Source organism: Pedobacter sp. KBS0701, from assembly GCF_005938645.2.
In the GTDB taxonomy this organism is placed as follows: Bacteria; Bacteroidota; Bacteroidia; order Sphingobacteriales; family Sphingobacteriaceae; genus Pedobacter.
This window is the reverse complement of record NZ_CP042171.1, coordinates 3,801,925-3,816,928: the sequence shown is the minus strand read 5'-3', so window position 1 is coordinate 3,816,928 and position 15,004 is coordinate 3,801,925. Positions and strand designations below refer to the sequence as shown.

Sequence of the window (15,004 nt, the reverse complement as noted above, 5' to 3'; positions counted from 1 at the left end):
ATTGTGTGATTATTTATTAGAAATAGAACTGTGTTCTTAAAGTGAGCACATTGTCCTTCCTGTCAGCCGTATAATCTTTAATCTGCGTTGATTCGTTTTTAATAATATCGTAATAAATTACCGCCTTAAAGTGTGGATTAAAGTGATGTAAAAAGCCAAAACCAAAAGTATCAAAGCGAACATCTGCGGCAGAAAGTCCTCTGTCGCCTGAAACATCAAGTCCTTTCACCTTTGCATTCGGATCGTACCAATCATACTTTAAAATAAGCTGGTTATCGGTACTGTTTAATGTCTGCACAAAGGTAAGGTAGGCTCCGTTAAAATTTCTGGTATAATAAGGCAAGGCCAGCGATTTATTATCAACAGGATAGGAGCCTGGTGTGGTTGAGGTAGTTGAAGTGCCTGTTTGTAGCCCTGATACCACTTCGGCCCTTAATTCTGATTTCCAGCTTTTGGTTTTTGTAGCCAACTGAATATCGGCACCATAATATCTCCTTGGAGCTACCTTATTAATTGTTGAAGCGGATGAATCCTTAACCATTCTCCATTGATCGCTACTCCTGTCCATTTTATAGCTGAGTGGTAAACGATGGTTTAAACCGCCTTGTAGTGTGCTGATACCGCCCGCGATAGTAAATTTATTAAATGAATAAGTTTTATGGCTTAACCTGAAGATGAAATCCTTGCTGTTATCAAACTCACCCGGGCCGGCCAAACCCTGCCCATTGTAAATGCCGAAATCGAATACAAAGTTTTTAAGTGTAGCATCTTTCCAACGTGGATTTAGGGTAAAAGTAACCCCCAGATCGCGTTCTGTTTTCATTAAAATCTGTGACATCCGTCCACGTTCTGGTGCTTCTCTGACAGAAGAAGACAATTGCAGTTCGTTCCCAAACGGACGGCCCGAAAGACCAAGGGTTACTGCCAGTATCTTCCATTTGTTTTCGTAATAACGTCCCCAGAAATCGCGGATAGCCACACCTTGTTCCGTACCATCAAACTGAAGTACAAAATAGGTAGAAGGACTGCCATCTTCTGTTAACATCATGTAATCGGCCCTTAAACGACCTCTCCTCAATCTAAACCGATTATTGGTGAATTCGCCAAAATTCCCTCCCTGGTATTCTGCCTGTGTGCCGTTTGATTGTGCAACCTGAAATTGTGGCTGTAAATATCCACTAAACGATAATGAGCCATATTTCTTTGATATAATAAGCAAATGGTTTACCGTTGTAGAATCCATTACATCGTTAATTGTTCTTTGTGCATACCCTAATGTGGAAATAAAGAGTAAAACAACAGTTAAAGAGAAATAAACGCTTTTAATTTTAGCAGAATTGCGGTACATCTTATCAATTTTCTGCAAAGGTAGTTTTATTAACAATTATTTAACATAAAAAAAGCCCCGACTTTAAATCGGGGCTTTAATTTTTTTGAAAAATATGGCTTATTTAGCGTCTTTCAAATGTGAATTCTTTTTGCTGTATCCGAAATAAATGATAAAGCCTAAAGCTAACCAGCCAAATAATCTTAACCAGTTTGTCCAGCCTAAGCCAAGAATCATTAATCCACAGGCAACTACACCAAGAATTGGAATTAATGGTACCCAAGGTGTTCTGAACTGACGCGGAAGATCAGGATCAGTTTTTCTTAAGATAATTACCGCTATACAAACCAGCATAAAGGCAAATAAGGTACCAATACTGGTCATATCGCCTACCACATCACCAGGAATGAATGCTGCAAAAAGACCTACAATTACTAAAATTACCAGGTTGGCTTTGTAAGGTGTTTTGAATTTTGGGTGTAAATCGCTGAACATTTTTGGCAATAAACCATCTTTACTCATTGAATAAAATACACGACTCTGACCCAATAACATCACCAGGATTACAGAAGAAAAACCTGCCAGGATAGCTACTGTAACCAATTTGGCTAACCAGCTATAGCCTGTCATATATTCACTGATCGCAGCCACAACTGATGCCTCACCACCCTTAGTTCTGAAGAACTCAACTGGAGCAATACCGGTTAAAACGTGTGCAAATAAGATGTATAAAACTGTACATACTGCTAATGAACCTAAGATACCGATTGGCATTGCGGTTTTAGGGTTTTTAGTCTCTTGCGCTGCAGTACTTACGGCATCAAAGCCGATAAACGCGAAAAACACTGTTCCTGCAGCACCAATAACTCCCCAGAAACCACCAAAACTATGGCTGATACCTGCATGATCTACATAGGTAGTCGCTTTTGGAATATATGGATGGTGGTTCGCTTCGTGTATAAAGCCCCAACCTAATACAATGATCAGGATTACAATACCTACTTTTGTGATTACGATCACTCCGTTTACAAAAGCAGATTCTGATGTTCCTTTAATTAAAAGTAAACTCAATAAGGCTACAATAAATAATGCCGGAAGATTGATTATACCATTTACGGTTCCATCAGGGTGCGACTGGAAAGGAGAGTGGCACCACTCATACGGTATGGGCGAAGTATGCAACACTTCTACCAGTAATTTATTTAAGTATTCGCTCCAGGCAATACCTACTGTGGCAGCTCCAACGGCGTATTCCAACACCAAATCCCAGCCAATTACCCAGGCCATAAGCTCGCCCATGGTGGCATAAGTGTAAGTGTAGGCACTACCTGAAATCGGAATAGATGATGATAATTCTGCGTAGCATAAACCGGCTAATGCACAACCAATTGCAGCTATAATAAAGCCAATGGTAACAGATGGCCCGGCATTTTGTGCTGCTGCTGCTGCTGTTCTAACAAACAGACCAGCACCAATAATTGCGCCCACACCTAATGCCACTAATGCACCGGCGCTAAGTGTACGCTTTAAGCCTTTGGCTGAATCTCCCGCTTCTTCTAGCAGCAAATGCATTGGCTTCTTAGTAAATAAACCCATATTTTAGTTTTTGTTTAGATTATTTCAGCTCCAAACCTAAATAAAAATTACGAAAATGTGAAAGGGATTTAAGTTAAAAATCCCTTTTATACTTTTTCTATCTAGGTTTTTACAACTAATGCGCTAAAGTATCGGTTGTATTGATTAAAGTATCGGTTTTTGTGTTGCCCAAACCATCGGTTTTTTGCTCAATTCTGATTTCTTTGCGAACTTCTGTACGGTGTTCGCCTGCAATTGCCTTGACTGCGATGTAAGGAGCAATAACTAGTGAAACGATAGACATTAATTTGATCAAAATGTTCATCGAAGGGCCAGAAGTATCTTTAAAAGGGTCACCTACAGTATCTCCGGTTACAGAAGCTTTATGTGGTTCTGATTTTTTATAGTGCATTTCACCATTAATCATTACACCCTGTTCGAAAGATTTTTTAGCATTATCCCACGCACCTCCGGCATTACTCTGGAAAATTCCCATCAATACACCAGTTACGGTAACACCGGCCAATAAACCGCCTAAAACTTCTGGTCCAAAGGTAAAGCCCACAATTACGGGAGTTATTAAAGCAATAGCGCCAGGCATCATCATTTCACGGATAGAGGCTTTGGTGGAAATGGCCACACACTTTTCGTATTCAGGTTTAGCTTTGTATTCCATAATACCTGGGATTTCCCTAAACTGGCGACGCACTTCCTGCACCATATCCATCGCAGCTTTACCCACTGCCTGAATACATAAAGCAGAGAAAATAAAGGGGATCATTCCGCCAACAAATAAACCCGCCAGAACAGGTGCTTTATAAATATCAATAGCAGTAATGCCTGCAATACCAACAAAGGCAGCAAATAAAGCCAAAGAGGTTAAAGCAGCTGATGCGATGGCAAAACCTTTTCCGGTTGCTGCGGTGGTGTTACCCACTGCATCTAAATTATCGGTACGTTCACGTACTTCCGGAGGTAACTGGCTCATTTCGGCAATGCCACCGGCATTATCCGCTATCGGCCCGAAAGCATCTATTGCCAATTGCATAGCTGTAGTGGCCATCATGCCCGCTGCAGCAATAGCCACACCATATAAACCTGCAAAATGGTAAGAAGCCATAATTCCTCCGGCAAGTACCAGAATAGGGATTACAGTAGATTTCATGCCTACTGATAAACCAGCAATAATATTGGTGGCATGCCCGGTTGAAGATTGTTGAATAATCGAATTTACAGGGCCCTTGCCCATTGCAGTGAAATATTCGGTTACGATACTCATAATGGTACCCACTACCAAACCCACTATAATGGCATAAAATACATTGATGTTTGAGAATTCATATCCACGAAGCCTAAGCGTTTCTGGTAACATCCATTTTACGATAAAGAATGAAGCCACCGCTGTAATCACAATTGACGACCAGTTACCCAGGTTCAACGCATTTTGAACATTCGATTTTTCATCTTTAATGGTGACGAACCAGGTTCCGATGATTGAAAATATAATGCCTAATCCACAGATTACCATAGGTAAAAGGATAGGTGACATTCCTCCAAAATTATCTTTCACGTCAATCTCCTGTCCTAAAACCATTGTAGCCAAAATAGTGGCTACGTAAGAGCCAAATAAATCGGCACCCATACCGGCAACATCACCCACGTTATCGCCCACGTTATCGGCAATGGTAGCCGGGTTGCGCACATCATCTTCAGGAATACCAGCTTCAACTTTTCCAACTAAATCGGCACCAACATCAGCGGCTTTGGTATAGATACCACCACCAACACGGGCAAATAAGGCAATAGATTCTGCTCCCAGTGAAAACCCGGTTAATACCTCAATGGCGGTTTTCATCTCTACACTATTTACTGATACTACGTTAAAATGCTTTAAGAATATAATAAATAAGCCACCTAAACCTAAAACGGCTAGTCCGGCAACACCCAAGCCCATCACCGTACCTCCGGTAAAGGAGACTTTTAAGGCTTGTTTTAAACTCGTTCTGGCGGCCTGCGTGGTTCTTACATTGGCTTTAGTGGCTGATTTCATGCCGATATAACCTGCGGTTGCAGAAAATACAGCTCCAATAATGAAAGAAATGGAGATAATCCAGCTCGAATGCATCGGGATACCATTTATTTCCGTAATTGTTCCCGAATAGGCCAGGAGTGCAGCCGTAAACACAGCAAAAATACTCAATACCCTCCATTCAGCTTTTAAAAAGGCCATAGCACCATCGGCTATGTAGCCCGCAAGTTCCTGCATGTTTTTATCACCTGCATCTTGCTTGTTTACCCAGGCGCTTTTAATCATCATAACTATAATCCCAACAAGGCCCAGTGCCGGGATACAGTAAATTAAATTGTTTTGTAAAAAATCCATAGTTAATAAGTGGTTTTATATTTGGTTAGTTGTTATTGCTTAACTGTTTAAATCGGTCAATGGTTTAAGTTGTTTTATCGACTTCAAGCGCCCGCTCCAAACTCCGAACTTAGCTAATCCGTTAATTTACTGCGGACTTCGGACTTATAAGTAGCAAGTTAATAAAATATTCTTCTTGTGATTAAAAATTTCATTACCGTGTTAAATAAAATTTTGTTCAATTAAAATAATACAGGCGAAGCGCTCCTATTTTCTTTTTTTTAAATAAATTAGCCACAAACTAAACCAAACTGAAAAATGAAAATTGAAAAAGAAGATGAACCTTCCAAAAGAAAGTTAAGCCTTTTCGATGCCACAATGTTGGTAATGGGCTCAATGATCGGAAGCGGTATCTTTATTGTTAGTGCCGATATCATGAGGAATTTAGGTTCTGGTTATTGGTTAATAGTAGTGTGGATAATAACTGGAGTAATGACAGTTGCAGCCGCAATTTCTTATGGAGAGCTTTCTTCTATGTTTCCTAAAGCTGGTGGGCAATACACCTATCTGAAAGAGATTTTTGGTAAAATGATGGGGTTTCTTTATGGTTGGGGCTTGTTTACCGTAATTCAAACGGGTACTATTGCGGCCGTTGCTGTTGCTTTTGGTAAATTTACAGCCTATCTGATACCCGCTTTAAACGATGCTGCTCCAATTTTTCAAAGCGGCGGTTATAAAATTACCTGGATCCAGATTTTGGCTATCGGCGTGATTCTGCTTTTAACTTATATCAATACAAAAGGTGTAGAGGGCGGCAAAATTTTGCAGAATATTTTTACAGGGTCTAAAATTGTTGCTTTAATCGGCTTAATTATTTTGGGCTTTCTTTTGGTGAAAAACAGTTTTTGGACAGGTAATATGAGTTTTGGCTGGAGCGCTTTCAATAATCTTAAAACAGACCCGAGCGGCAATTTTATGAAATCGGGATGGGAATCTATCTCCGGAATGACAATAATGGGAGGGATTGCAGCTGCAATGGTAGGTTCTGTATTTTCGAGCGTTGCCTGGGAAAACGTAACTTTCGTTTCAGGAGAAATTGAAAATCCTAAAAAAAATGTAGTGCGTTCTATGGTTTTGGGCACCTCGGCCGTAATGGTTCTTTATTTATTGGTTAATTTTATCTATCTCAATACCTTGAACCGGGATAGTATTGCTTTTGCCCTTAATGATCGGGTTGCTGTTGCAGCCTCAGAGCAAATTTTTGGTAGTGGGGCTGGCACCATCATAATTGCTTTGCTGGTAATGATTTCTACTTTTGGTTGTGTTAATGGAATCGTATTGGCAGGGGCAAGGGTATTTCAAACCATGGCAAAAGATGGAATGTTTTTTAAAGCAGCGCTTAAAAACAATAAAAACGGGGTTCCGGAAAAATCACTTTGGATGCAGGGCATCTGGGCTTCTGTTTTATGTTTAAGCGGGCAGTATGGTAACCTTTTAGATATGATCTCTTTTGTTATTGTGCTCTTTTATATGATTACTGTTTTTGGTGTGATTTATTTAAGAATAAAAAAACCTGATATAGAAAGGCCTTACAAAACCTGGTTATATCCGGTTACGCCAATTATTTACCTATTAATAGGGGCAGCGTTTTGCATTTTGTTACTCATTTATAAACAACAATATACCTGGCCTGGACTTGTGATTGTCTTGCTCGGGGTTCCTGTTTACTTTTTGATCAATAAAAAAGAGGAAGAGGTTTAGCCGTCTCATAAATATTGAATTGTCAATCCTGAGGGCTAATTTATTTTATAAAAATCAATATTAATGGACAGAAGAATTTTTAATGAGCTGTAGACTGTGAGGAATCGTCATTGCGAGAAGGCTTTTTCAGCCGACTAAGCAATCTTACAATGATCGCTACTAGCGTTCGCATTAAGATTGCTTCGTTCCTCGCAATGACGGTTTTACTATTGGCGTCTGTCAATGGTATCTTGTCGAAGGACGTTTTTTAAATGTCTTACAAGGCGGTTCGATACTTCGTCAAGCACAGTACAGGCTAAGCTCAACGTGACAATTCGATTGAATACAATTTATGATACAGCCTTCTTTACACTAAAGGATAATGGCTGTCAACCGGCTTTTAGGTTTCAAATCTCATATCAACCTCACCAATCTCATTTTTAAATTTTGAAAATCAGGGTTCTGTTTCAATCGGTTCCGAAAGTCCCGTTATACGCTTTACTCACCCGATAGAAAAAATCGGGTTCGTGTTCGCTGCTACCGGGTTTATTAACTTAAATCTGTGCATTAAACTCAATTTCTAAACCAGACACAGCGGATACCGGCCATGCGCCTAAGGCCTGAAGGCGTATGAGCATGTGGCGGGACTGACACAAAAAAGAGCCACAGGCTTTGCTTTTCTAAAAAAGAGAACTCAATTTTTAAACTCTGAAAGCAGTAGGGTGTTTTCCCTAAACCCTATGCTTAATCATTCATACCTTTTCTCAAAAATTTAAACTTTCTGCCTAAATTTTGTATCAGTTTTTATACTTATTTCCTACATTGTTGTATGCTTATAACTTCGTTGTAAATAGTTTTTCCACATTTATATAAAACCTAAAATATTAGTTCTAGCGTATTTTTAGGCTATTTTTTTTATAATTTTTGTTCTTTGATTAAAGGTTTATGGATTGTTAATGAATGGTATAGTGCATTATTGGCCTGATATTTGGTTTAGGGAAAGCGGTAGCTGCAGCAACCTTAACCAAATTTTTAACCTTTAAATTTTAAAACTATGGCTTTCAAAGCTAGATTAAACTTTTCAGGCAAGGAGTACGATGTGCTTCACTGTGCCTATGCGTTAAACCGAGATGTAGATGCTAAAGGAAGACCTTCTTCCGGAGTTTACGGCGGTACCATCGATATTGAGATCGAATCAACCGAAGACACTTCAATTATCGAAGCGATGGTAAATAACCAGTACAAACCTATTACAGGAACCCTTCTGATCAAGAAAACAGAGGAAGATGCCAAAATGAAAGAAGTTAACTTCGAGGATGGCTACATTGTTAAATATTCCGAAGGAATAAACATTGTGGGCGATCACCCGATGACGCTCAAGTTCCAGATTTCAGCCCGCAAGCTTAAATTAGGTAACGCAGAGCACCTTAATGATTGGCCAAAAGCTTAGTTAGGTTTAAGGCGTAAGGTTTAGGGCAAATATATACTCCATGCTCTTCGCTAACCGCTTTCCGCAATTCATTCATCTTTCACATTAAAATTTTACTACAATGGCATTCAAAACCCGTTTAAACTTAGGATCAAAAGAATTTGATGTACTACAGTGCAGCTTTTCATTAAATAGAGATGTTGACGCAAAAGGCCGTCCATCCTCAGGTGTTTATGGTGGTACCATCCACATCGAAATCGAATCAACTGAAGATACTTCAGTGATCGAATCAATGGTTAACAACCAGTATAAGCCGCTTTCCGGAACATTGGTTTTCAAAAAGGGCGAAGAAGATTCCAAAATGAAAGAACTGTCTTTCGAAGATGGTTATATCATCCAGTATAACGAGGGTATTGCGGTAAACGACAATACACCTATGACTTTAAGTTTCGTAGTATCTGCCCGTAAGCTAAAACTGGGTAACGCGGAACATGAAAACGATTGGCCAAAAGCTTAATAGATACTGGTGGTATAAGGTAAATTAACCAGCCCCCCTTAAAAGGCGAAGGTAAGCCATAGCTTGCTTTCGCTTTTTATAGTATTACAAATTCGGAAAAAGATAAGCTGAGGCAAACTGTTTGTTTTAAGGTCATTATCATCTCTGTGATGACTACGGGGTTTAGACTTATAGTAAAGTGTTAGAAGCAGTCTGAGATGAATAGGGAACTTTAAGATAATCACCTTTCTCGTAATTTTAAAACTAATGTAAATGCTACGCTCAATTTCTAAGGTTAAAGTACTTTCAGTTGCTTTTTTTGCGGTTATGCTTTGTTTTTTAAGCTGTAATGAAAATCGTGTTCAGCAGGATCAAAAAGACGATAAGTCACTAAAAACTGTTCATCAGGAAAAGGATAGTAAACATTTATTCCTTACTTACATAGATTCGGTTTCAAAAATACCTTTGTCAAAACTCAGCGAGACCGGGCTGATCTCGTTAAATAAAGCATTTTCCGGTAAATTACCATTAGCCATACATAAGAGTGCGGAAGACAATGCGGATAAAAATATCATTGCACAGGTTTATAAAAATAAAGATACAATCAATAAGATAAAAGCAGGGGTTATATTCCTAGTGCCAAAATCCATTACGGATTCTTTGTACATCGGAGATTTTACGCGCTATTTCGGGAGCCTCAAAAAGGAAAAACCTACGATTGGTGTAACCGAGCAACCACTTCCGGTGCAGATTAATGTTTCTACCAGCACTTCAATTAAATTAACCTTCAACAATAATGAAAAACTAGATCAGGCACGGGTAATAATGGTAGAGGTTTTAAAATACAATTAATTTAACAAAATGAATACGCTCGTAAAGATTAAAGAATTTGATGCCCACGGTGGGCCTTCGAACGTTAAAATGGGGGGAGATGGGCACGCGCAGACTTCTACAACAGCTGGAAGGTTTGTTATAAAAAGTATTGAGAAACACGTGAGTTATGGAAAATATGCTGAATGGTCGGGAATAGCATGGGGTACAGAAGTTAAAATAAGTGGAAACATTGTAATGGTAAAACATCTGGGTACCTGGAAAAAATTAACCGATGTAAATGCACAATGGGGAAAATATAAAAACGATCAGAATGGCGTTACAAATGCGGTGCTAAAATATCAGCGCGATCTTTATCCTAATACTCCTATACCAACAAAATGGTTGTTTAATGATTTTGGACATGTTTCTGTTAAATATTTCAAAGACACTAACAACGATCGTAAAATGAATGGGAAGGAATATATCATGGGAGATTTTATACATACCACTCCACCCGATGAAGCTGCAACATCAATGGGGAAAATCTTTCAGCTGGCAGAATCACATGGATGTATCCATGTAAAGCCTAATGATATTGATACAATGATTGGGAATGGCTATTTAAAAAAAGGAAATACCATAGAAGTGCATCCCTATAATAAGAAAGTTATAGATGCCTCGTACAAACGAAATACAGCAAGTGTATCATTTGAAGTACATTTCTATCCGGGGCTTTATAAAATTGCAGTGTATAGATCAATGTAGCCTAAAACGCTGCTCCCACAATAAATTATAATATTATGGAAAACAAACTTATCGTAGAAATTAGTATAGAAGATACGACAATTGCTCATTTTTCTTCTTTTAGTTTACTACAAGCCTTTAATCAACACCATTATTTTGAACTGCACTGTAATCATGATCAGCTGGGTACACCAGGTTTAATCAATTTAGATGACAGTCGCGACTTTGTAGGTAAAACCTTAACGGCTGCTTTTGGGCACTCCATAGAGGGTATGCAACATTTTACCGGCCTGGTTACCAAGGTAGAGCTCTCGCAGAGCCATGGCTATCATGGTGTTTTAATTATAAGTGGTTATAGCCCTACTATATTAATCGACCGCGGACCGGATCTGGGTTCTTATCTCGATAAAGATCTCGATACCATTGTAAAACTTGCTACAAAAGATACACCGGCCAACGATTTAACAATAGTGGCCAATGCATCCAGAAAAACGCCGATAGATTATCTGATTCAATACCGGGAAAGTGATTTCGCATTCCTAAACCGGCTATCGGGCGAATACCACGAGTGGTTTTATTATGATGGCAGGCAGCTTAATTTTGGCAAGCCCGACGAACAGAAAGAAATAGCACTCTTTTATGGTCGCGATGTGCATAACCTGCAATACGCCATGGAAGTTTCGCCGATAAAATACAAGCGTTTTGCCTATAATCCTAAACAGGATGAAATGCTGCATAGTGAAAGTACGGGGAAAGCAGACGGAAATCCAGATTTGGCGCATGCCATTAAGGCCTCCAATTCGATGTACAGCAAAACCTTTAACCAGCCTTCATTAATCAGGGTTGATAATGGCAATGATATTAAAAGCCATGTAGAAAATGAAGAAAAGGCTCACATCAGTGAATTGTTAAAGATTAATGCCGGTGGTGATAATGCCGCACTCAGTATTGGCAGCATTGCCGAAATCACCATGAGTGTAAGAAAGGAACTGGCTTTTGCAACCGAAAGCCTGGGAAAATTTCTGATCACTAGTATCAACCATCAGATAGATGGAACAGGTAAATATAGCAACACTTTCGAAGGCCTGGTGGCTACAACGGAACGTTTAATGGTCAGAAATTACGAAAAACCACATTCGGATATGCAGCTTGCCGATGTGATCGATAATGATGATCCACAGGGACAGGGCCGGATTAAGGTTAAATTTAAATGGGAATGCCAAACCAACGACCCAACTGAATGGTTAAGGGTTGTTAGCCCCAATGCCGGCAGTGGCGATACCGGGAAAAACAGGGGTTTCCATGTCATCCCTGAAAAGGGCGATCAGGTGGTCGTTGCTTTTGAAGAAGGCAACGTGGCCAGGCCAGTAGTAATGGGTAGCGTGTACCATGGCAAAAGTGGTGATAGCAGTGGATTTAAAAACAGTAATACAAAGGGCTTAACTTCAAGAAAAGGGAGTTGCCTAAGTTTTGATGATTTAAACCATGCTTTAAACTTGGGTACTAATGCTGCTAATTTTGTGAAGATTGAAAATGGTCCAGGATTTATTACTGAGCAGGCTGACACCAAAATAACATTAAGTACAGGCGGCAAGGATGGAAGTAGCATTACACTAAATAGCAATGGGACTATTGATATTGTTGGCAAGATCATTAATATTCGGGGTACAGATGAGATTAATGCGAATGCGGGTAAAATGCCAGGTGCCAAGGTGAATATTGGTACAGTTGGAACAACTGCAGTAAACTTAGGTAGTAAAACTTATAATTTGGAATCGCAGGGAACGATTGTAGTGTGCTCGGATGCCACTATTTCTCAAACTTCAGGAGGTGAACAAAAAATAACAGGTAGTCCAGTTAAAATTAATTAATATATGAGCAGATTTAAATTTTTCGATGAGGATGAGCCTGTCCACGTAGAAAATAAAATTGATACAAAGATTGATAAGGTAATTGATACTGAAAGGACAGAACCCATTCTCTTGAAGTATCGTTGCGAGCAAACTGTTGCGACTAAATTTAATAGCGTGATTACTAACCATGCAACCACAAAGCGCGAGTTTCATGTTAAAAATAAAATTGATAATGGGAATTTGATTGTAGAGGTTTTGCTTTTTGATAATATTATTCAGATAAATCCTTCTAATCTCTCTGAAGCAATGGACTTGTTTTCGTCTCTGGACATGATTAAATGTAATATAACTGTACAGGTTGACAGTGAGACAGGGAAAATAAACAAGATATTGAACTACAAGGAAGTGCTAAAAAATTGGGAAAGCTTTAAAAACAATATAAAAGAGAGATATTCTTTTTTGAGATCAAGTAATGCTGAGATTGAACTTCAAAAATTTATTTATTTGGCAGAAGCGCAGATTAAAGATGAAAAACTTCTCATTGAAGATATACAAACGAAGTTATTTTTTGATCTTTTTTTTGATCGGTATTTAGTGAATCTATCAGAAGTTTATAAGCATTACACTTTAAATTACAATTCTCAGCTTTTTGAAGACGTTTCGGTTCCTTTACACGTTTCTTCAGAAATTGTTTTTGAAAAACCTGAGTTTGTCGAAATTAAAAAGCAAAGTAAAATTGACCTTAAAGAAATAGATATCAGCTCTATAAAAAAGCAGTATGATCAAAAATTTCAGCCCATTGTTGGATATAAGTTTTCTAGTTACGACTTTCAATACCAGGTAAGGCAAGTTATCAATACAGATTTGTCATTGATTGAAGAGACTGACGTTTTTTTAGCTGAAGAAGTTAAAAACAATGTCGAAGTAGTTGTAGACTATAAATTAAGGAGGATAGAATGAGTTATTCTTATGTACATGAGGGTGCTAATGTTATTTGTACCAATATGACTAATGGTAAACCTCTTCAGATAGGTATCACGAGGGTTTCCACAGTAATATTATCAAGCAAAAAAGCGCCCTTGTTAAATACCGATGATAAAAAAATCAGTGATACTTTTTTATGTAAAGTTGCAGGTAAATTTTGGGGAGGCCTGCAGATTTTAACAGCAGTAATTGCTGTAGCTGCGCTTGCCGTTGCAACAGTTGCAACCGGTGGGTTAGCATTGGTAGCAGCAGGGGTAATGCTTGCGGCTGCGGCAACGAGTATTGGTGCTGGGGTAACAGGTTTGTATAAGATAGCGCACGATTGTGATGCTACTTTAGAGGGGAAGTGGATGTTGTCGCATGGAGGGGTCGAAATTGATAAAAAACAAGCTTTACTTAGTCAATCATTGATGAACTGCCCAAAAGGAGGCGTGGTTTCTATTATCATAGATCCGGTCATTGCAATGGCTGCCGCAAAAGAAATTACCAGCAATAACAATGCTGAAATTGCCGCCCATTTTACATCTCAGGCAATAATTGGTGTAATTACTGCTGCTACAGCTTTTACACCTATAGGTTTACTGGTGGCAGCTCCTATTGCAGTTTATGGCTATGTAGATGGCGAAAATAGTAAGGAAGAAGCAGCAAAAAAAAATCTTCCTATATGGAGATGGAGCGATGTTGGAGAGAGTGCAAAGACAGAAGGATTAGTAAATCAGCCTATAGGGGCTGTTGGAGCTGTTGTTGAAAATGGAATAAACCTAACACGTACTAATCAACAAATTACCCGCGAAATGATGGAATTTAATACCCAAGCCGCTATGAGAGAAGCAGCTGGTGACGCAGCTGGTGCTGCTAACTCCAGATTGGCAGCCGATATTGCATCAAGATCTTATCCTTCAACACGTTCATCACTAGTAGGTAAGGATTTTTTTAAAGGCTTGGCAAAAGGGATTGCTGGTGCCATTGCGAACTATTTGATTGATAGAGGATCGGATAGTTATGAAGAAGCTAGGCTAAATGAGTCTAATGATATTTATGTAAACTCAAATAAAAAAGATAATAGTAACAATATAGGTGTTGTAGCAATAAATCCCAGATAATGAACAAACAGATTTCACAGGCCATTGGTTGGGCACTTGGTGTATTAATTATTTTTCCTTTATTAATTTATGGGATAAATTATTTTTTTAAGAATAGATCTAATGATAGCAGATGTGCGATTCATGATTACATTAATAATTCTTCTGAATATAAGATTTTTATCCCGCATAATACTGAAGTAAAAACATTTAGCTATAGAACATCGTTTTCTGCACCTCAATCAAATTATTATACGTTGAGGTTTAGAGATGCTAAGAAGGGTAAATGGATTTCTTTTATTTTTTTTAATTATCCTATGGATAGACGACTGGCTTTCGACGCAGTAATGGATGAAAAAGAAGCTCTTTTAACAATTAACAAGGATGATTTAAATAATCCAAATTATGGAACCAAAGAAAATCCTATACCTGTTTTTAAGGTCAGGGAGAACCTGCCAGATTCGGTTAGTATGAAAAAAGGTGAAGAAAATGGATGGAATGTTGATATTACGGATAAACAATTTAAATATAATGTTGAACAGTATTTAACTTACATCATGCCGAAAGAAGAATTTCAAGAGAGGTTTGAAAAGAAATAA

12 protein-coding genes are annotated in these 15,004 nt (G+C 38.6%); 9 read left to right on the top strand and 3 right to left on the bottom strand.

The annotated features are described in order from the left end of the window. Nucleotides 1-16 precede the first annotated feature (16 nt). The 3 genes from FFJ24_RS15350 to FFJ24_RS15340 all read right to left on the bottom strand — a co-directional run bounded on the left by FFJ24_RS15350 (nucleotide 17) and on the right by FFJ24_RS15340 (nucleotide 5,285). Nucleotides 17-1,366: a porin gene (locus tag FFJ24_RS15350; RefSeq protein ID WP_246862625.1), complete on the bottom strand. Its 1,350-nt coding sequence runs from the start codon at nucleotides 1,364-1,366 to the stop codon at nucleotides 17-19. Nucleotides 1,367-1,447: 81 nt separating this feature from the next. Then, complete coding sequence (locus tag FFJ24_RS15345) at nucleotides 1,448-2,923, bottom strand: amino acid permease (RefSeq protein ID WP_138818049.1); 1,476 nt, start codon at nucleotides 2,921-2,923, stop codon at nucleotides 1,448-1,450. A gap of 115 nt (nucleotides 2,924-3,038) precedes the next feature. Further along, nucleotides 3,039-5,285 (bottom strand): sodium-translocating pyrophosphatase, encoded by a 2,247-nt coding sequence (locus tag FFJ24_RS15340; protein ID WP_138818048.1) that lies wholly within the window; start codon nucleotides 5,283-5,285, stop codon nucleotides 3,039-3,041. A 297-nt stretch (nucleotides 5,286-5,582) separates the two neighbouring features. Here FFJ24_RS15340 and FFJ24_RS15335 point away from each other — a divergent pair, with 297 nt between their 5' ends. From FFJ24_RS15335 to FFJ24_RS15295, 9 genes are all read left to right on the top strand, one after another. Beyond that, complete coding sequence (locus tag FFJ24_RS15335) at nucleotides 5,583-7,025, top strand: APC family permease (RefSeq protein ID WP_138818047.1); 1,443 nt, start codon at nucleotides 5,583-5,585, stop codon at nucleotides 7,023-7,025. Nucleotides 7,026-8,058: 1,033 nt separating this feature from the next. After that, complete coding sequence (gene tssD, locus FFJ24_RS15330; RefSeq protein WP_025141859.1) at nucleotides 8,059-8,454, top strand: type VI secretion system tube protein TssD; 396 nt, start codon at nucleotides 8,059-8,061, stop codon at nucleotides 8,452-8,454. Nucleotides 8,455-8,554: 100 nt separating this feature from the next. After that, nucleotides 8,555-8,950, top strand: a complete 396-nt coding sequence (gene tssD / locus FFJ24_RS15325) for a type VI secretion system tube protein TssD (RefSeq protein WP_025145659.1) — start codon at nucleotides 8,555-8,557, stop codon at nucleotides 8,948-8,950. A 252-nt stretch (nucleotides 8,951-9,202) separates the two neighbouring features. After that, the gene (locus FFJ24_RS15320) at nucleotides 9,203-9,781 is read left to right on the top strand and encodes a hypothetical protein (protein ID WP_138818046.1); all 579 of its coding nucleotides are present in this window, start codon (nucleotides 9,203-9,205) and stop codon (nucleotides 9,779-9,781) included. 9 nt (nucleotides 9,782-9,790) lie between these two features. Continuing rightward, nucleotides 9,791-10,507 (top strand): hypothetical protein, encoded by a 717-nt coding sequence (locus FFJ24_RS15315; protein ID WP_138818045.1) that lies wholly within the window; start codon nucleotides 9,791-9,793, stop codon nucleotides 10,505-10,507. A 35-nt stretch (nucleotides 10,508-10,542) separates the two neighbouring features. Then, complete coding sequence (locus FFJ24_RS15310) at nucleotides 10,543-12,357, top strand: type VI secretion system Vgr family protein (RefSeq protein WP_138818044.1); 1,815 nt, start codon at nucleotides 10,543-10,545, stop codon at nucleotides 12,355-12,357. Nucleotides 12,358-12,360: 3 nt separating this feature from the next. Continuing rightward, a complete protein-coding gene (locus FFJ24_RS15305) occupies nucleotides 12,361-13,299 on the top strand; it encodes a hypothetical protein (protein WP_138818043.1) in 939 nt (312 codons plus the stop codon). Then, nucleotides 13,296-14,426, top strand: a complete 1,131-nt coding sequence (locus FFJ24_RS15300) for a DUF4280 domain-containing protein (RefSeq protein ID WP_138818042.1) — start codon at nucleotides 13,296-13,298, stop codon at nucleotides 14,424-14,426. The genes FFJ24_RS15305 and FFJ24_RS15300 overlap by 4 nt, the downstream gene beginning before the upstream one ends. Next, nucleotides 14,426-15,004 carry a hypothetical protein gene (locus FFJ24_RS15295; protein WP_138818041.1) on the top strand — a complete coding sequence of 193 codons (579 nt, stop codon included), beginning with the start codon at nucleotides 14,426-14,428 and terminating at the stop codon, nucleotides 15,002-15,004. Before FFJ24_RS15300 ends, FFJ24_RS15295 begins: the two co-directional genes overlap by 1 nt.

Excerpts from the sequence above, each read along its gene's own strand:
- FFJ24_RS15310 (WP_138818044.1), top strand. The coding sequence starts at position 10,543 with ATGGAAAACAAACTTATCGTAGAAATTAGTATAGAAGATACGACAATT.
- FFJ24_RS15335 (WP_138818047.1), top strand. The coding sequence starts at position 5,583 with ATGAAAATTGAAAAAGAAGATGAACCTTCCAAAAGAAAGTTAAGCCTT.
- tssD (WP_025141859.1), top strand. The coding sequence starts at position 8,059 with ATGGCTTTCAAAGCTAGATTAAACTTTTCAGGCAAGGAGTACGATGTG.
- FFJ24_RS15295 (WP_138818041.1), top strand. The coding sequence starts at position 14,426 with ATGAACAAACAGATTTCACAGGCCATTGGTTGGGCACTTGGTGTATTA.
- FFJ24_RS15320 (WP_138818046.1), top strand. The coding sequence starts at position 9,203 with ATGCTACGCTCAATTTCTAAGGTTAAAGTACTTTCAGTTGCTTTTTTT.
- FFJ24_RS15315 (WP_138818045.1), top strand. The coding sequence starts at position 9,791 with ATGAATACGCTCGTAAAGATTAAAGAATTTGATGCCCACGGTGGGCCT.
- FFJ24_RS15305 (WP_138818043.1), top strand. The coding sequence starts at position 12,361 with ATGAGCAGATTTAAATTTTTCGATGAGGATGAGCCTGTCCACGTAGAA.
- FFJ24_RS15345 (WP_138818049.1), bottom strand. The coding sequence starts at position 2,923 with ATGGGTTTATTTACTAAGAAGCCAATGCATTTGCTGCTAGAAGAAGCG.
- FFJ24_RS15300 (WP_138818042.1), top strand. The coding sequence starts at position 13,296 with ATGAGTTATTCTTATGTACATGAGGGTGCTAATGTTATTTGTACCAAT.
- FFJ24_RS15340 (WP_138818048.1), bottom strand. The coding sequence starts at position 5,285 with ATGGATTTTTTACAAAACAATTTAATTTACTGTATCCCGGCACTGGGC.
- tssD (WP_025145659.1), top strand. The coding sequence starts at position 8,555 with ATGGCATTCAAAACCCGTTTAAACTTAGGATCAAAAGAATTTGATGTA.